17 protein-coding genes are annotated in these 16410 nt (G+C 65.2%); 12 read left to right on the top strand and 5 right to left on the bottom strand.

Annotation, left to right across the window (positions count from 1 at the left end; all coding sequences use genetic code 11):
* Nucleotides 1-27 precede the first annotated feature (27 nt).
* The 5 genes from AC1VNY_RS29190 (at nt 28) to AC1VNY_RS29170 (ending at nt 4682) form a co-directional block, all read left to right on the top strand.
* Entirely contained in the window at nt 28-1023 is a 996-nt protein-coding gene (locus tag AC1VNY_RS29190) for a small ribosomal subunit Rsm22 family protein (protein WP_482407772.1), read from the top strand.
* Nucleotides 1024-1238: 215 nt separating this feature from the next.
* A complete protein-coding gene (locus AC1VNY_RS29185) occupies nt 1239-1799 on the top strand; it encodes a LemA family protein (protein ID WP_016839704.1) in 561 nt (186 codons plus the stop codon).
* A gap of 32 nt (nt 1800-1831) precedes the next feature.
* Nucleotides 1832-3046 (top strand): M48 family metalloprotease, encoded by a 1215-nt coding sequence (locus tag AC1VNY_RS29180; RefSeq protein WP_482407771.1) that lies wholly within the window; start codon nt 1832-1834, stop codon nt 3044-3046.
* A 163-nt stretch (nt 3047-3209) separates the two neighbouring features.
* Nucleotides 3210-3953, top strand: coding sequence for a P-loop NTPase family protein (locus AC1VNY_RS29175; RefSeq protein ID WP_038386041.1), 744 nt, complete (start codon nt 3210-3212; stop codon nt 3951-3953).
* Nucleotides 3954-4013: 60 nt separating this feature from the next.
* Nucleotides 4014-4682, top strand: a complete 669-nt coding sequence (locus tag AC1VNY_RS29170; RefSeq protein ID WP_038386040.1) for a P-loop NTPase family protein — start codon at nt 4014-4016, stop codon at nt 4680-4682.
* Nucleotides 4683-4840: 158 nt separating this feature from the next.
* Here the strand turns inward: AC1VNY_RS29170 and AC1VNY_RS29165 are convergent, their stop codons facing one another.
* Complete coding sequence (locus tag AC1VNY_RS29165) at nt 4841-5380, bottom strand: adenine phosphoribosyltransferase (RefSeq protein WP_018273383.1); 540 nt, start codon at nt 5378-5380, stop codon at nt 4841-4843.
* A gap of 14 nt (nt 5381-5394) precedes the next feature.
* A complete protein-coding gene (locus AC1VNY_RS29160) occupies nt 5395-7560 on the bottom strand; it encodes an anthranilate synthase component I (RefSeq protein ID WP_482407770.1) in 2166 nt (721 codons plus the stop codon).
* Between the two features lie 356 nt (nt 7561-7916).
* On the opposite strand from AC1VNY_RS29160, the gene AC1VNY_RS29155 reads away from it, so the two are divergent.
* Nucleotides 7917-8912, top strand: coding sequence for a VOC family protein (locus AC1VNY_RS29155; protein WP_482407769.1), 996 nt, complete (start codon nt 7917-7919; stop codon nt 8910-8912).
* Between the two features lie 149 nt (nt 8913-9061).
* Here AC1VNY_RS29155 and AC1VNY_RS29150 read toward each other — a convergent pair whose 3' ends face one another.
* The 3 genes from AC1VNY_RS29150 to petA all read right to left on the bottom strand — a co-directional run bounded on the left by AC1VNY_RS29150 (nt 9062) and on the right by petA (nt 12595).
* Complete coding sequence (locus tag AC1VNY_RS29150; protein ID WP_028333180.1) at nt 9062-9736, bottom strand: dienelactone hydrolase family protein; 675 nt, start codon at nt 9734-9736, stop codon at nt 9062-9064.
* Nucleotides 9737-9919: 183 nt separating this feature from the next.
* A complete protein-coding gene (locus tag AC1VNY_RS29145) occupies nt 9920-11992 on the bottom strand; it encodes a cytochrome c1 (protein WP_026193258.1) in 2073 nt (690 codons plus the stop codon).
* 72 nt (nt 11993-12064) lie between these two features.
* The gene (gene petA, locus AC1VNY_RS29140; protein ID WP_016839713.1) at nt 12065-12595 is read right to left on the bottom strand and encodes a ubiquinol-cytochrome c reductase iron-sulfur subunit; all 531 of its coding nucleotides are present in this window, start codon (nt 12593-12595) and stop codon (nt 12065-12067) included.
* 277 nt (nt 12596-12872) lie between these two features.
* On the opposite strand from petA, the gene AC1VNY_RS29135 reads away from it, so the two are divergent.
* The 6 genes from AC1VNY_RS29135 (at nt 12873) to AC1VNY_RS29110 (ending at nt 16381) form a co-directional block, all read left to right on the top strand.
* The gene (locus tag AC1VNY_RS29135; RefSeq protein WP_482407768.1) at nt 12873-13343 is read left to right on the top strand and encodes a tRNA (cytidine(34)-2'-O)-methyltransferase; all 471 of its coding nucleotides are present in this window, start codon (nt 12873-12875) and stop codon (nt 13341-13343) included.
* A 10-nt stretch (nt 13344-13353) separates the two neighbouring features.
* On the top strand, nt 13354-13986 hold the full coding sequence (gene queE, locus AC1VNY_RS29130; protein ID WP_482407767.1) for a 7-carboxy-7-deazaguanine synthase: 633 nt from the start codon (nt 13354-13356) through the stop codon (nt 13984-13986).
* Nucleotides 13987-14013: 27 nt separating this feature from the next.
* The gene (locus AC1VNY_RS29125) at nt 14014-14379 is read left to right on the top strand and encodes a 6-pyruvoyl trahydropterin synthase family protein (RefSeq protein WP_028338637.1); all 366 of its coding nucleotides are present in this window, start codon (nt 14014-14016) and stop codon (nt 14377-14379) included.
* A gap of 2 nt (nt 14380-14381) precedes the next feature.
* Nucleotides 14382-15278, top strand: coding sequence for an oxygen-dependent coproporphyrinogen oxidase (hemF, locus tag AC1VNY_RS29120; protein ID WP_482407766.1), 897 nt, complete (start codon nt 14382-14384; stop codon nt 15276-15278).
* A complete protein-coding gene (locus AC1VNY_RS29115) occupies nt 15269-16009 on the top strand; it encodes an HAD family hydrolase (protein ID WP_482407765.1) in 741 nt (246 codons plus the stop codon). Before hemF ends, AC1VNY_RS29115 begins: the two co-directional genes overlap by 10 nt.
* Nucleotides 16010-16123: 114 nt before the next feature.
* Nucleotides 16124-16381, top strand: coding sequence for a YodC family protein (locus AC1VNY_RS29110; RefSeq protein WP_482407764.1), 258 nt, complete (start codon nt 16124-16126; stop codon nt 16379-16381).
* Nucleotides 16382-16410: the final 29 nt, after the last annotated feature.

Below are 16410 nucleotides of genomic sequence, written 5' to 3'. Positions count from 1 at the left end.
GCTCGCACCTCAGGATGACGGCAGACGATGACCTCACCCGACCTTCCCGCCGAACTGCGCGCGGCCCTCAACGTCAGGCTCGAAGGCCTGTCGCGCAGCGACGCCGCCGGCCGCGCGGCGGTGATCTCGCAGACCTACCGCGAGGGCGGCGGCTCCTCGACGATCAGGACCGAGACCGATGCGCTGGCCTATGCGCTGGCGCGGATGCCGGCGACCTATGCCGCCGTCGCAGCGAGCCTCAACGCGCTGACGGAGATCAGGCCGGACTTCGCGCCGGCGCGCCTGCTCGATGTCGGTGCCGGTCCGGGCACCGCGACCTGGGCCGCCGCGGAAGCGTTCACGTCGCTGCGGGACTTCAGCCTGCTCGACGCCAACGGTGCGCTGCGGTCATTGGCCGAGGAGCTGTTTCACGGCAGCATTCGCCTGCACGACGCCAGCTATCAACTCGGCCAGGCGCGTGCGCTGCTCGACAAGGCCGAAGCTGCCGACCTCGTCGTCGCCAGCTACATGATCGGCGAGCTCGGCGACGCGGAGCGCGGGGCACTGGCCGACGCGCTGTGGTCGAAAACCAGCGACACGGTGCTGGTCGTCGAGCCCGGCACGCCCGCCGGCTATGCGCGGATCATCGCATTGCGCGCACGATTGATCGCCGCCGGGGCGCATGTCGTGGCCCCCTGCCCGCATGACGGCGGCTGTCCGCTGGTCGCGCCCGACTGGTGCCACTTCTCGCAGCGCCTGCAACGCTCGCGCGCGCACATGCAGGTCAAGGGCGCGGAGCTACCCTTCGAGGACGAGCGCTTCGCCTATGTCGCGCTGAGCCGCACGCGCGTTGAGAACAGGCCATCGCGCGTGCTGGCGCAGCCGGACGTCGGCAAGGTCGAGATCGCGGCGAAACTGTGCACGCCCGAGGGCGTGTCGGTTGCGCGGATCCCGCGTCGCGCCAGAGCCGAATACGCAAGCGCCCGGCGCTGGCGCTGGGGCGATGCGGTATCTCGTCGTCCCGGCGAAAGCCGGGACCCATAACCACCGAGGTTTGTTGTGAGTGAAGCCGTCGCCGCTTGTGCCCCTTCCGCGGGCCGCGGCGAATGGGTCCCGGCCTTCGCCGGGACGACGGAATATGTTGAACCGATGTCGGCCAACCTTCGACTAACGCTTGCCCACCTTTCCGCGGCGGGCTGCCCTGCGCCCCGATCTTGGGCTACGGTGCCGCCGTCTCGTCCATCAGGAGCTGCCCCGTCATGTCGACCAGCTGGATCGTTATCGGCGTCATCGTGCTTCTCGTGCTGTTTGCGTTCGGCGCCTACAACCGCCTCGTGGCGCTCAGCCAGCGGGTCGGACAGGCCTTTGCCGACATCGACGTGCAACTCAAGCAGCGCCACGACCTGATCCCGAATCTGGTCGAGACCGTGAAGGGCTATGCGGCGCATGAGCGCGGCACGCTCGACGACGTCATCAAGGCGCGCAATTCGGCAATGTCGGCGCAGGGCCCAGCCCAGGTCTCGGCGGCGGAGAACCAGCTCTCCGGCGCGCTCGGCCGGCTGATCGCGCTGTCGGAGGCCTATCCGGACCTCAAGGCCAACGCCAATTTCCAGCAGCTCGCCTCCGAGCTTTCCGATCTCGAGAACAAGATCGCCGCCAGCCGCCGCTTCTTCAACAACGCAGTCCAGGAATACAACACCGGCATCCAGCAGATGCCGGCCGCGCTGTTCGCCGGCATGTTCGGCTTCACCCGCAAGGATTTCTTCGACCTCGGCGCCAGCCGCACGGAGGTCGAGGCGGCGCCCAGCGTGAAGTTCTGAGGCGCAACGCGCCGGCGAGAGGCTGCTCCGTCATGGCCGCCTATGGTCTCTACACGCATATCGCATCGAACAAGTTTCGTTCGATGCTGCTGCTTGCCGGCCTGTTCCTGCTGATCTACGTGCTGGTCTATGCCGGCGCGCTGGTCGCGGAGGTGATGATCGATAGCGGCCGCACCGTCGACTATTACCTGACGCTGGCCTTGCGCGACCTGGTCTCGGCCTTGCCGTGGGCGACGATCGCGGCGGTGGCCTGGATCGTGATCGCCTATTTCTTCCACCAGAAGATGATCGACGCCGTCACCGGCGGCGAGAGCGTCACGCGCCAGCAAGAGCCGCGGCTCTACAACCTGCTGGAAAATCTCTGCATCTCGCGCGGCATCCCGATGCCGAAGCTGAAGGTGATGGACAGCCCGGCGCTGAATGCGTTCGCGACCGGACTGAACCGGAGCCAATACGCCATCACGGTCACCACCGGCCTGTTGAACGCGCTGAACGATAAGGAGATCGAGGCCGTGCTCGGCCACGAGCTCACCCATATCAGGAACGGCGACGTGCAGCTGATGGTGATCGCCGTGATCATCGCCGGCGTGGTCGGCTTCTTCGGCGAGCTGTTCTTCCGCCTGTTCACGAACCTGTCGTGGAATTCGAGCGGCGGCGGTGGCGGCTGGTCGTCATCCTCACGATCGTCGTCATCCTCCTCGGACCGGGACAGCAAGGGCTCGGGCGGCGGCGCGATCATCGTGATCATCATCGCGGTCGCGTTGATCGTGCTGGCCTGGCTGCTGTCGCAGGTGGTCAAGCTCGCACTGTCGCGCTCGCGCGAATTTCTCGCCGATGCCGGATCGGTCGAGCTGACCAAGAACCCCGACGCGATGATCTCGGCGCTGCGCAAGATCGAGAACCGCGGCGAGCTGCCGGACGCCACCTCGGCCGTGATGGAACTCTGCGTCGACAATCCGCGCGAGGGTTTTGCCGACCTGTTCGCCACCCATCCCTCGGTGAAGTCCCGGGTCGATGCCCTGGTGAAATACGCCGGCGGCCACGATCCCGGACCGCTGGCGCTGCCGGACGAGACGGAGCCGCAGGATGAGCCATCCGCGGCGGGCGACCAGCCTTCGCCGGCGCCCCATGGCCCGTGGGGCGACAAGCCGCGTGCACCGGCGAACAATCCGCCAGCGCTGCCGGGCAACAACCCCACGCAGGGACCATTGGGTCCTCTCCAGGGCCCTTGGGGACGACACCGCTAATCGCGCCCTAGCCTACTCAGTCCATTAAGGAAATTCCCACCAAACCCATCGTGGACGCCTTAAGGAATTGAATTCTCCCTCGTTTCTGCCATGTTCGCGCCCAAAGCAGTGTGGGGACTTGCCGATCGCCATCGCGGTCGGGAGCGCGCTTTAAGGGACTTCCATGGCAAAGCCGGTTGTGATCGTGGTGGGCGCCGACAAGGGCGGGGTCGGCAAGACCACCGTCTCGCGGACGCTCCTGGACTATTTCAGTGCCAATAACGTGCAGACCCGGGCGTTCGACACCGAATCGCCGCGCGGCACGCTGAAGCGCTTCCATCCTGACATCACCGAGATCGTCGACATGACGACGACCGCGGACCAGATGAAGATCTTCGATACGCTGAACTCGGGGCCCTCGGTCACCGTGATCGACGTCCGCGCCGGCCTGTTGTCGCCCGCGCTGGCCTCGCTGCGCGATATCGGCTTCCTCGACGCGGCGCGCTCCGGCCAGATCACCTTCGCCGTGTTCCATATCCTCGGCCCGTCGATCGCCTCGCTGGACGAGATCGCCGAAACCGCCAACTTCATGAGCGGCGCGAAGTATTTCCTGGTGAAGAACTTCATCAACGACACCCAGTTCTTCCAGTGGGACCAGGCGACCTACAACTCCTACTTCCACCGCATCAAGGATGCGACCGACCTCACGATCCCGAAGCTCAACGAAATGGCCTATGAGCAGGTTGAGGTTTCCTCGGTTCCGTTCCTGAAATTCGTCGCCAACAAGGGCATCAACGACGACGCCGCCAACTACTCCTTCGTGCTGCGCGGCTATGTCCGGCATTGGCTCGCCAATGTCTGGAGCGAGTTCGACCGGATCAAGCTGACCGACCTGGTCGGCGCCAAGTCGGCCAAAGGCGAAAAATAGTCGGACCTTCGACCTTGATGGGGCTGGATTAGGCGAAAATTTGGCCTGATATAGCGGGCGATGTCGTCCACGCCCGTTTACATCATCTGCTCGCCCCGCCCGCAGGTCGGCAAGACGCTGATCGCGCGGCTGCTCGGAGAATTCCTGCTGCTCAAGAACGGCGACGTGGTCTGCTACGACATCAATCTGAAGGAGCCGTCGCTGCTCGACTACCTGCCGCGGATCACCGAAACCGCTGACGTGATCGACACCTACGGCAAGATGCAGCTGATGGACCGCGTCATCGCCAATGACGGCATCGGCAAGGTGATCGACCTCGGCTACCACGCCTTCGACGAATTCTTCAAAATGTGCGGCGAGATCGGGCTGATGAAGGAGGCGCTGCGCCGCCGCGTCGCGCCGGTCATTCTGTACGTCGCCGATACCGACCGCGCCTCGGTGCGCGCCTACCAGACACTGCGCGGCATGATCCCGCCGAATGCGCTGATCGTCATCGACAACGAGTTCGTGGTGCGCGGCGAGCTGCCGCCTGCCATGACCGCCAGCCGGGTGCTGCGCTTCCGCGCGCTGCCGGTATTCCTGAAAACCTATATCGACCGGCTGAACTTCTCCTTCACCGGCTATCTGCGCCAGGAAAAGGATTCATCGACCGAGCTGCATCAATGGATCCGGCGGAACTACACGACGTTCCGCGATCTTGAAATGAGCGTGCTGTTGCAGCGGGGATGACTCTACTCCCTCGCCCCGCTCTTGCGGGGAGAGGGTCGGGGTGAGGGGCTGGTTCCGCAGATTCGACCGAGATTGAAGTGCGCGGAGAGTCCCACTCACCCGGATCGCATCTTCGATGCGATCCGGCCTCTCCCCGCACGCGGGGCGAGGCTAAGAGATCAATGCCCCTCGAACGCCATCAGCGTGCGCACCGGAACGTCCATCGCGCGCAGCTTGGCGGCGCCGCCGAGATCGGGGAGGTCGACGATGAAGCAGGCCGCGACCACATTGGCGCCGATCTGGCGCAGCAGCTTCACCGCGCCCTCCGCAGTGCCGCCGGTCGCGATCAGATCGTCGACCAGGATCACGCGCTCGCCGGGCTGCACGGCGTCGGCATGCATCTCCATCTCATCGATGCCGTATTCCAGCGAGTAGGCGATCCGCACCGTGGTGTGCGGAAGCTTGCCCTTCTTGCGGATCGGCACGAAGCCGGCGGACAGCTGATGCGCCACCGCGCCGCCGAGGATGAAGCCGCGGGCCTCGATGCCCGCGACCTTGTCGACCTTCGCCCCCGCCCAGGGATGCACCAGCTCGTCGACGGCGCGGCGGAAGGCCCTTGCATCCGCGAGCAGCGTCGTGATGTCGCGAAACAGGATGCCCTTCTTCGGGTAGTCCGGGATGGTGCGAACAGTCGCCTTGATGTCGTGGTCGAAGGTCATTGGTCTCGCAATCCTCAATTGGCCGGCGGATTAAGCCGGAATGCATTCTCGACAATGCGCAGGCCGACCTCGTTGCCGAGCGACATCAGCGATTCCGGATGGAATTGCACGCCGCCGACCGGCAGGGTCTTGTGCTCGATCACCATCGCGACGCCGTCTTCGGTGGTCGCGGTCACCGCCAGCACCTCGGGCACGCTGTCGCGCTCGACAAACAGCGAGTGGTAGCGGCCGATCACGATCTCATTGGGCAGGTTCCGCATCAGCCGGCCACCGCGCACCTGGACGCGCGACGGACGGCCATGCGCGGGCTGACCGAGCTGGCCGAGCTGGCCGCCGAAATACTCGCCGATCGCCTGCACACCGAGGCAGACGCCGAAGATCGGCAGCTGCTTCTCGAGCGCGGTATCGATGGTTTTCGCGATGCCGAAATCCTCCGGCCGACCCGGCCCGGGCGACAGCACCAGGAGGTCCCAGCCCTTCTTCTTGAGCATGTCCTGGGCATGGATGTGCCTGACCACGGTGACGTTGGCGCCGACCTGGCGGAAGTAATCGGCCAGCATGTGCACGAAGCTGTCGTCGTGATCGATCAAGAGCACGTTCTTGCCGGAGCCGGTGGCATCGGGTGCGAAATCGGACAGCGGCTTCGGCGGATCGCCGCGCAGCGCCTGGAACAGCGCCGCGGCCTTGACCTGGCACTCGCGGTCTTCGGCGGCGGGATCGGAATCGAACAGGCAGGTCGCGCCGACGCGCACCTCGGCGAGACCGTCCTTCATGCGGATGGTGCGGATGGTCAGGCCGGTGTTGATGCTGCCGTCGAAATTGACGCAGCCGATCGCGCCGGCATACCAGCGCCGCGGCGACCGCTCGTGATCCTCGACGAACTGCATCGCCCACAGTTTCGGCGCGCCGGTCACGGTGACCGCCCAGGCATGGGTCAGGAAGGCGTCGAGCGAGTCGAAGCCCGGCCGCAGCATGCCTTCGACATGGTCAACGGTGTGGAACAGCTTTGAGTAGGTCTCGATCTGACGCCGCGCCAGCACCTTGATGGTGCCGGGCACGCAGACGCGCGCCTTGTCGTTGCGGTCGACGTCGGTGCACATATTGAGCTCGAACTCGTCCTTCTCCGAGTTCAACAGCTTGCGGATCTGCTCGGCATCGCCGATCGAGTCCGAGCCGCGCGCGATGGTGCCCGAGATCGGGCAGGTCTCGACCCGGCGGCCGTCGGAGCGCACGAACATCTCCGGCGACGCGGAGACCAGGAATTCGCCGTCGCCGAGATTCATCAGCGCGCCATAGGGCGACGGGTTGATGCGGCAAAGCCGCTGGAACACTTCAGCCGGCGAGCGCTCGCAGGGCTCGGCAAACAGCTGCCCGGGCACCGCCTCGAACAGGTCGCCGCGGGCAAACGCCGCGCGCGCGACCTCGACAGTCGCCTGATATTCGCCGGGCGCGTGATCGGCAAAGCCTTGCCGGCCGTTCCTGGCGTAGAGGCTCGGCGCGGTCTCCTGCGGCAGGCCGGCGGTGGATTTGCCCTTCCACGCGAACTCGTAAGTGAGCGCCACGCCGCGGCCGGTGGCGCGGTCATAGGCCAGCAGCCGGTCCGGCACATAGAGCACGATGTCGCGCTGGTCGGCCTCGCGGGCGCGCTTCTGCACGAGGTCCTCGATCTGGAACACGAGGTCGTAGGCGAAGGCGCCGAACAGGCCGAGCAGCGGATCGGCATTGGAGGTGAACGCCGCCACCATGTCGCGCACCAGCGACATCACGCTGGCGCGGCGGGTGCGCTGGTCTTCCTCGACCGGCGCGGCGCCGCGAATGATATGGCCGGCGAGCCGCGTTGCGGTCCGCTCCGATATCACGACGCAGGGCTCGCGCAGCACGTCGCCGAGGAAGGCGATCAGGACCTCGCCGCGCGGGTTCAGCGCCTGCAACGAGAAGTTGGTACCTGACGTCTCCAGCACCAGCGGCGGATCGGCAAAGCCGAGGTCAAAGCTCTCGTAGCGGCCCGGTACCGTCGTGCCCGAGGACAGCACCACGCCGCGGCGGCGGTCCAGCAGCGCGATCAAATCGTCGAGGCGGTTGGCGCCGCCGGTGAACTGCTCGACCACGCGCGCGACCGCAAGGCCGCCATTGGTCAGGTATTCGCTCTTGGCCGGCAGGGAGAAGACTGTCCTGTTCATGTGATCCTCTTACGAGACTTGCCGAGAGAGCGCCACACAGGACAAACGAAGGGCAAATAAACTAACCATCGGTCGCACTGCGATGGCGACCTTCGACGTTTGTGAAAAAAGAAAACGCACCGGCCACCTATGAGAAGGTGGGCCACCAACGACGGGATGGGCTGGCAACGGTGCTCATGGCCCGTTACTCACCACCGGGCGCGGGCCGTGTCAAGAGATGGCCCGGCAGCCCTGCCCCAAGGCGGGACGCCCCCTGGACGGCATTTTCGGGGTTTGAAGGGGCAAGAAACCGCGTAGCATTTGCCGAAATGGCGGCCGGCCGGCCGCCCAAAAACAGACAAATGGCGGAGGCGCAGATGGCGATTTTGGGTCTCGGATATGCCGGCTTCGGCTCCGACGCGCTCGACGACTGGCGGCAGTTCGGCACTGGCCTCGTCGGGCTGCAGGCGGTCGAGCGCGGCAACTCGTTGCTCGCGTTCCGGATGGATGACCGCAAGCAGCGCATCGTGATCGACCGCGCCCAGGGCGAAGGCACCCGGTTCTTCGGCTGGGAGGTGGCTGACCGTGCGGCCCTCGACGCGCTGGCCGCACGGCTGGAACGTGCCGGCGTCGCCGTGACCGCGGAGCCGCAGGCGCTCGCTGACGCGAGGCGGGTGCGCGGCCTGATCTCGTTTCGGGATCCCGCCGGCAACCGTCTCGAGGCGTTTCATGGCGCCGAGATCGACGACACGCCGTTCAGGCCGGGGCGCTCGATCTCCGGCTTCCGCACCGGGCCGCTTGGCCTCGGCCACGCGGTGCTGACGGTCGAGCACATCGCCCCGGTGATGAGCTTCTACGTCGACGTGCTCGGCTTCGGTTTAAGCGACTACATCGAAAAACCGTTCCGCGCCTATTTCTTCCACGTCAACGCCCGCCACCACTCGCTGGCGCTGATCGAGACCGGCACGAACGGCATGCATCATCTGATGGTCGAGTTGTTCTCGCTCGACGATGTCGGCCAGGCCTATGACGTCGCCCAGCAGGAAGACCGGGTCAACGTCACGCTCGGCCGTCACACCAATGATCTGATGACGTCGTTCTACGCCAGGTCGCCGTCCGCCTTCATGGTCGAGTGCGGCTGGGGCGGCCGCGAGATCGATCCGGTGAACTGGACGCCGTTCGAGATGCATGACGGCCCGAGCCTGTGGGGCCACGAGCGGGTCTGGCTGTCGCTGGAGGACCGCGCCGTCGCGCGCGAGATGCGGATGCGCGCCGCCGCCGAGGGCAAGCGCGCGCCGGTGCAGGTGATGGAAGGCAATTTCAGGCTGATGTCGGGGACCTGCCCGTGGTGGGACGGGGTGAAGGAAAGTTAAGTCTCGCCGTCGTCCCTGCGAAAGCAGGGACCCATAACCAGACGGCGTAGTTATTTTGGGGAGATGACTGTCCGAGTGCCTATTACGACGGCCGCGGCGTATGGGTCCCTGCTTTCGCAGGGACGACACAACGTCCGCGCGTCGTACCTCTACCCCAGATGCTTCTTGAAGAAGTCCGTGGCGCGGCCCCAGGCGAGTTCGGCGGCCTCGCGGTCGTGCACCGACTGGCGCTGCTCGTTGACGAAGGCGTGCTCGGCGTCATAGCGGAACAGCTCGAGCGACTTGCCGGCGGCCTTCATCGCCTTCTCGAAATTGCCGACGAGCTCGGGCGTGCACCAGTCGTCCTTGTTGGCGAAATGCGCCTGCAGCGGAATCCTGACGTCGGCGGGCTTGGCGGCCTGCTCCGGCGGAATGCCGTAGAACACGACGCCCGCGGTCAATTCCGGCACATGCACCGAACCGATGATGGTCACCGCGCCGCCGAGGCAGAAGCCGGTCAGGCCGACCTTGGCGCCGTTCTTGGCGAGATACTGCGCGGCGCCGCGCACCGTCTGCGTGGTGGCGTCCATGAAGTCGAGCGAGTTCATCTCTTTGCCCGCGGCATCGGTGTCGTGATACGGCACCACCTTGCCCTTGTAGAGATCGGGCGCCAGCGCATCGAAGCCGGCCACCGCGAAGCGGTCGCACAGGCCCTTGATCTGGTCCGACAGGCCCCACCATTCCTGGATCACGACGACGCCGGGTGCGTTGCCGCGCGCCGCATTGGCGAGATAGCCCGACGCTTCCTTGCCGTCCGGACGCTTGAAGCTGATGCTGGTACCCATGAGTTCCTCCGCAATGTTTGCCGGCTGATTGGCCGGCATCTTGTCCGCACTCGGCGGCCGACGCAATTGACGACACTGTCATTCCGGGTTCGATGCTACCGCGTCACCCCGGAATGACGGAGAGATTGCAAACAAAAAAGCCCCCGAAGGGGCTTTTTCAAACTCGCTATGCCGTACCCGAGATCAGTGGGCGTTGGCCCAGACCTTGCGCTTGGTGAAGTACATCAGGAAGGCGAAGACGACCAGGAAGAAGAACACCTGCATGCCGATCCGCTTGCGCTCCTCCATATGCGGCTCGGCGGCCCACATCAGGAACGTGGTGACGTCATGCGCGTACTGCTTGACCGTCGCCGGCGAACCGTCGTCGAAGGTCACCTGACCATCGGACAGCGGCTTCGGCATCTTGATGGCGTGGCCGGGGAAGTACTTGTTGTAGTACGAGCCCTCCGGGATCGTGACGCCCGCCGGAGCCTTGTCCTCGAAGCCCTGCAGGATGGCGTCGACGTAGTCGGGTCCCTGCTCCTGGTACTGGGTGAAGAAGTCGATCGCGAACTGCGGGAAGCCGCGCTTGTAGGACCGCGCCTTGGTGATCAGCGAGAGGTCGGGCGGCGCCGCGCCGCCATTGGCCGCGCGCGCGGCCTGCTCGTTCGGGAACGGCGACGGGAAGTAGTCCGCCGGGCGGCCCGGACGCTCGAACATCTCGCCCTGGTCGTTCGGACCGTCCTTGATCTTGTACTCGGACGCGAACGCCGCCGCCTGCGCTGGCGAATAGCCGGGACCGCCGGGATCGGCGAGGTTGCGGAACGCGACATAGGACAGGCCGTGACAGGCGGCACAGACTTCCTTGTAGACCTTCAGGCCGCGCTGCAGCGAGCCACGGTCATAGGTGCCGAAAGGACCGGAGAACGACCACTTCTGGGCCGGCGGCGCGTTGCCACCCTCCTCGGCCTTGGCGTTCTGGGTGCCGCCGACGAGCAAGCTGCCGGCCACCACCATCGCGAGCATCACAGAGGCCGCGGTCGCGGCCCTGCCCTTGCTCTTCGCCAGCACGTCGTCGGCGATCGAGTTCGGCACCGGACGCGGCGTCTCGATGCGGGCGAGCAGCGGCAGCACGATCAGGAAGTAAGCGAAGTAGCAGACCGTCAGGATGCGGCCGGCGATCACATAGATGCCTTCCGGCGGCTGCGAGCCGAGGTAGCCGAGCAGGATGCAGACCACCACGAAGATCCAGAAGAACTGCTTGGCCAGCGGGCGATACTTCGACGAACGGGTCCGTGCGCTGTCGAGCCAGGGCAGGAAGCACAGGATGATGATCGCCGAGAACATCGCCACGACGCCGGCGAGCTTGTTCGGGATCGAACGCAGGATCGCGTAGAACGGCAGGTAGTACCATTCAGGCACGATGTGCGCCGGCGTCACGCCCGGGTTCGCCGGGATGTAGTTGTCGGCGTCGCCGAGATAGTTCGGCATGTAGAAGATGAACCAGGCGAAGAAGATCAGGAAGCAGGACACGCCGAACATGTCCTTGATCGTCGCATACGGCGTGAAGGCAACGGTGTCCTTCTCGGTCTTGGCCTCGACGCCGGCCGGGTTGTTCTGACCTGCGACGTGCAGCGCCCAGACGTGCAGCACGACCACGCCGGCGATCACGAACGGGAGCAGATAGTGCAGCGAGAAGAAGCGGTTCAGTGTCGGGTTGCCGACCGAATAGCCGCCCCACAGCAGGGTCACGATGCTCTCGCCGAAATAGGGCACGGCCGAGAACAGATTGGTGATGACGGTGGCGCCCCAGAAGCTCATCTGGCCCCACGGCAGCACGTAGCCCATGAAGCCCGTCGCCATCATCAGGAGGTAGATGATGACGCCGAGAATCCACAGCACCTCACGCGGCTCCTTGTACGACCCGTAATAGAGGCCGCGGAACATATGGATGTAGACGGCGAAGAAGAACATCGACGCGCCGCACGCATGCATGTTGCGCAGCAGCCAACCGTAATTGACGTCGCGGACGATCAGTTCGACCGACTTGAAGGCGAGGTCGGCGTGCGGCGTGTAGTGCATCGCCAGGATCACGCCGGTCAGGATCTGCAGCGCCAGCATCATCGAAAGGATGGCGCCGAAGGTCCACCAGTAGTTCAGGTTGCGCGGCGTCGGATAGGCCACGAACGAGGAGTGGATCAGGCCGAAGATCGGAAGGCGCCGTTCGATCCACTTCAAGGCGGGGTTGCTCGGTTGGAAATCAGATGGTCCGCTCATTGATGCGATCCTGAAGAAGAAAAACGACGCGATGGGTCCAAGTGGAAGCCGAAATCCCGGAGGGGCCGGGACTTAGCCGATCTGGATTTTGGTGTCGGAAAGGAAGGCGTAGGGCGGCACCGCCAGGTTGGCGGGCGCGGGCCCCTGGCGGATACGACCGGAGGAGTCGTACTGCGAGCCGTGGCAGGGGCAGAAGAAGCCGTCGTAATTGCCTTCATGGGCGATCGGGATGCAGCCGAGATGGGTGCAGATGCCAATCACAACCAGCCACTGGTCGTGGCCGGCCTTGACGCGGGCCGAGTCGGGCTGCGGATCGGGCAGGCTCGAGAGCGCCACGCTTTGGGCCTCCTGGATCTGCTTCTTGGTGCGATGGCTGATGTAGATCGGCTTGCCGCGCCAGAAGACCTTGATGTCCTGGCCCTCGGCGATCGGCGTCAGATCGACCTCGATCGGCGCGCCGGCCGCGATCGTCGCGGCATCCGGGTTCATCTGGGCAACCAGCGGCCAGACGGTGGCGGCTGCGCCGACCGCGGCGGCAGCTCCGGTTGCAACAAAGAGAAAATCACGGCGTGTCGGATGGTCCGCCGAAGACGCTGTCGTCACGATTCCTAGCCCTTTCTTTTCTGCAGCCGGTGGAACCGCCCTGGAGACGCAGGACGCGCCCCAAGAAAGGCTGCCGGCGCCCGCGGCCCCCGCGGCGGCAGAAAACCGCTATTCCCCACCCCAAATGGCGGAACAGCAGTCCAGAATCGTTCTATTGGCACCCTTGCCGGACGAGCGCAAGCCCGCTATCGGCTCGCACACGTGCAATGCACGAAATCCGCGCCGAGCGATGTTTTATTGAGACAATTTCATCCGGATTTCACAGGCCGCCCGCACCATGCAGATCGCGCTGTTCCAGCCCGACATCCCCCAGAATACAGGGACGATTCTGCGCCTCTGCGCCTGCCTGGACGTGTCAGCCCATATCATCGAACCGGCGGGATTCGACACCTCGGATCGGAATTTCCGCCGGGCGGGTATGGACTATCTCGACCATGTGCGGTTGAAGCGTCACGACTCATGGTCGAAATTCGAGGAATGGCGGGCCGAGGCCGGATGCCGGCTGGTGCTGTTCACGACCAGGGCGGCGAAATCCTACCTTGATTTCGCGTATACGGCCTCCGATGTCCTGCTGTTCGGGCGCGAGACGGCAGGGGTGACCGACGCGGTGGTGGCCGCAGCGGATGCGCGGCTGGTGATTCCGATCCGGCCGACCATGCGTTCGCTCAATGTGGCCGTCACGGCGGCCATGGCCGTCGGCGAGGCGCTGCGGCAGACCGGTTCAAGAATCGCCGGTACGGCAACTTAAGGGATTTTTGGTGAGCTACGCGGTCAAGGAGATCTTTCTCACCCTGCAGGGCGAAGGCGCCCATGCGGGCCGGGCCTCCGTGTTCTGCCGCTTCGCCGGCTGCAACCTCTGGAGCGGCCGCGAGCAGGACCGCGCCGGCGCCGTCTGCAAATTCTGCGACACCGATTTCGTCGGCACCGACGGCACGCTGGGCGGCCGTTATGCAACCGCGGACAAGCTTGCCGGCACCATTGCCGCGCAATGGACAGGAGGCGAAGCCGACCGCTACGTCGTCCTGACCGGCGGCGAGCCGCTGCTGCAGGTCGACGCGGCCCTGATCGAGGCCCTGCACGGCCACGGCTTTGCGATCGCGATCGAGACCAACGGCACCATCGCCCCGCCCGACGGGCTCGACTGGATCTGCGTCAGTCCCAAGGCTGCAGCCGAGCTCGTGATCCGCAAGGGGCACGAGCTCAAACTTGTCTATCCGCAGGTGGAGAACGCTCCGGAGGATTTCGCCGGCCTCGCCTTCGAGCGCTTCTCGCTGCAGCCGATGGACGGCCCCGATGTGATCGAGAATACCGAGCGGGCAATCGCCTATTGCCTGAAGCACCCGCAATGGCGCCTTAGCGTGCAGACGCACAAGACGCTCGGGATTAGATGAACTAACAGAATCGGATTGTTGAACGAGATGTGGGAATTGACGAAAGCGTTTCGGTTCGAGGCTGCGCATGCGCTGTCCGGAACGACATTTGGCACCGCCAGCGAGGAGATTCACGGCCACTCCTTCCGCGCCGAAGTCACGGTGCGCGGCACGCCCGACCCGAAAACCGGCATGGTGATCGATCTCGGCCTGCTCGAACGCGCGATGGCCGAGGTGCAGAAGACGCTCGACCATAAGTTCCTCAACAAGATCGAGGCGATCGGCGTGCCGACACTGGAGAATCTGTCGCGCTTCATCTGGGAGCGGCTGCAACACGCAGGCAAGCTGAGCCGCGTCAGCGTCCATCGCGACAGCTGCAACGAGAGCTGCACATACTTCGGCCCGCAAGGTTAGTCATGCTGCCAACAGACCCCGCCATCATCGAGGACCGCAAGGCGCGTGCGCGCGGCTGGTTCGAGGCGCTGCGCAACGACATCTGCGCGGCCTTCGAGAAGCTCGAGGATGACGCCCCATCCAGGCTTTATCCCGGCGCCGCCGGCCGGTTCGCGCGGACCCCCTGGGACCGCACCGACCACACCGGCAAGCCGGGCGGCGGCGGCGTGATGTCGATCATGAAGGGCCGGCTGTTCGAAAAGGTCGGCGTGCACTGCTCGACCGTGCACGGCGAGTTCGCTCCCGAATTCCGCGCGCAGATTCCCGGTGCCGCCGATGACCCACGCTTTTGGGCCTCGGGCATTTCGCTGATCGCGCATCTGCGCAATCCGAACGTGCCCGCCGTGCACATGAACACCCGCTTCGTCGTCACCACCAAGGCCTGGTTCGGCGGCGGCGCCGACCTGACGCCGGTGCTGAACCGCCGGCGCACCCAGGAGGACCCCGACACGGTCGCCTTCCACGCCGCGATGAAGGAGGCGTGCAGTAGGCCGAACGGCGTCGCCGACTACGACAAGTACAAGAAATGGTGCGACGCCTATTTCTACCTGCCGCACCGCAAGGAAGCGCGCGGCATCGGCGGCATCTTCTATGACTGGCACGACAGCGGCGACTGGGAGGCCGATCTCGCCTTCACCCAGGACGTCGGGCGCAGCTTCCTGAAGATCTATCCCGACCTGGTGCGGCGCAATTTCGCGGCCGCCTGGAGCGCGGAGGACCGCGACGAGCAGCTGGTCCGCCGCGGTCGCTATGTCGAGTTCAACCTGCTCTATGATCGCGGCACCATCTTCGGCCTGAAGACCGGCGGCAATGTGGATTCAATCCTGTCGTCGCTGCCGCCGGAGGTGAAATGGCCCTGATGAACCTGCCGCGCGCGATGCTGATCGACATGGACGACACCATCCTGTCGGCCTATGGACGCCCCGAGATCGCCTGGAACACGATCACCACGGAGTTCGCCGCGGAGCTGGCGCCCCTGCCCCCGGATCAGGTCGCGACGGCGCTGTTGGCCTATGCGCGGCAATTCTGGTCGACCGCCGAGCCGATCTGGCGGATCAAGCTCGGCGAGGCGCGGCGGCTGACCGTGAAGGGCGGTTTCGCGGCGCTCGTGGCAGCCGGTCACCGCGCGCTGCCGGACGATCTCGCGGACCGCATCGCCGATCGCTTCACCGCCTATCGCGAGGAGGAGATGTTCGTCTTCCCCGGCGCGCATGAAGCGATCGATGCGTTGAAGGCGCTCGGCATCAAGCTCGCGCTGGTCACCAACGGCGCCGCGGACATGCAGCGCGCCAAGGTCGAGCGCTTCGCGCTCGGCCATCGCTTCGATCACATCCAGATCGAGGGCGAGCACGGCTTCGGCAAGCCGGAGGAGCGCGCCTACCTGCACGCGATGGAAGCGCTCGGCGTCACCGCATCCGACACCTGGATGATCGGCGACAATCTCGAGTGGGAAGTCGTGGCGCCGCAGCGGCTTGGCATCTATGCGATCTGGATGGACGTGCACGGTGTCGGGCTGCCGCCGGGATCGACCATCAAGCCCGACCGCATCATCCGCTCGCTGAGCGAACTGGTTCCTGCCGCGCGCAGATAGCGCATCGCGGCCGTTTTCCACGTCAATTCCATTCAAGCTGGCGCCGGCCGTGATTTGACTGTCATCACCGGTCGCTAGCCTGCTGCCCGCGTCATCCAGCGCGGAGGGAAAATCATGGAACTGAAACCAGGCGATGTCGTCATGCTGAAGTCCGGCGGCCATCCGATCACGGTCGTCGAAATCGACGAGGACAAGGTCGCGTGTCTGTGGATGGGCACGGACGGCGACCTGTTTCGCGAAACCTTGCCGCTCGTCGCACTCGAATCGACCGAGCTCGATCCGGAGGACGATGAAGAGGAAGACGACGAAGACGAGGACGACGAGGAAGAAGACGACGACGGCGACCGCAAGAAGAAGCGCAAGGCGGCGTGAGATCCGTTGGCGCGATGCTGACTGGCAGG

The sequence above is a fragment of the Bradyrhizobium ferriligni genome (genome assembly GCF_056837965.1).
This window is presented reverse-complemented; position numbering and strand designations above follow the sequence as displayed.

Coding starts and splice junctions, on each gene's coding strand:
- AC1VNY_RS29135 (WP_482407768.1), top strand. CDS start 12,873: ATGCAGATCGCGCTGTTCCAGCCCGACATCCCCCAGAATACAGGGACG.
- AC1VNY_RS29165 (WP_018273383.1), bottom strand. CDS start 5,380: ATGACCTTCGACCACGACATCAAGGCGACTGTTCGCACCATCCCGGAC.
- AC1VNY_RS29125 (WP_028338637.1), top strand. CDS start 14,014: ATGTGGGAATTGACGAAAGCGTTTCGGTTCGAGGCTGCGCATGCGCTG.
- AC1VNY_RS29170 (WP_038386040.1), top strand. CDS start 4,014: ATGTCGTCCACGCCCGTTTACATCATCTGCTCGCCCCGCCCGCAGGTC.
- AC1VNY_RS29110 (WP_482407764.1), top strand. CDS start 16,124: ATGGAACTGAAACCAGGCGATGTCGTCATGCTGAAGTCCGGCGGCCAT.
- hemF (WP_482407766.1), top strand. CDS start 14,382: ATGCTGCCAACAGACCCCGCCATCATCGAGGACCGCAAGGCGCGTGCG.
- AC1VNY_RS29180 (WP_482407771.1), top strand. CDS start 1,832: ATGGCCGCCTATGGTCTCTACACGCATATCGCATCGAACAAGTTTCGT.
- AC1VNY_RS29150 (WP_028333180.1), bottom strand. CDS start 9,736: ATGGGTACCAGCATCAGCTTCAAGCGTCCGGACGGCAAGGAAGCGTCG.
- AC1VNY_RS29160 (WP_482407770.1), bottom strand. CDS start 7,560: ATGAACAGGACAGTCTTCTCCCTGCCGGCCAAGAGCGAATACCTGACC.
- AC1VNY_RS29175 (WP_038386041.1), top strand. CDS start 3,210: ATGGCAAAGCCGGTTGTGATCGTGGTGGGCGCCGACAAGGGCGGGGTC.
- AC1VNY_RS29115 (WP_482407765.1), top strand. CDS start 15,269: ATGGCCCTGATGAACCTGCCGCGCGCGATGCTGATCGACATGGACGAC.
- AC1VNY_RS29190 (WP_482407772.1), top strand. CDS start 28: ATGACCTCACCCGACCTTCCCGCCGAACTGCGCGCGGCCCTCAACGTC.
- AC1VNY_RS29185 (WP_016839704.1), top strand. CDS start 1,239: ATGTCGACCAGCTGGATCGTTATCGGCGTCATCGTGCTTCTCGTGCTG.
- AC1VNY_RS29155 (WP_482407769.1), top strand. CDS start 7,917: ATGGCGATTTTGGGTCTCGGATATGCCGGCTTCGGCTCCGACGCGCTC.
- AC1VNY_RS29145 (WP_026193258.1), bottom strand. CDS start 11,992: ATGAGCGGACCATCTGATTTCCAACCGAGCAACCCCGCCTTGAAGTGG.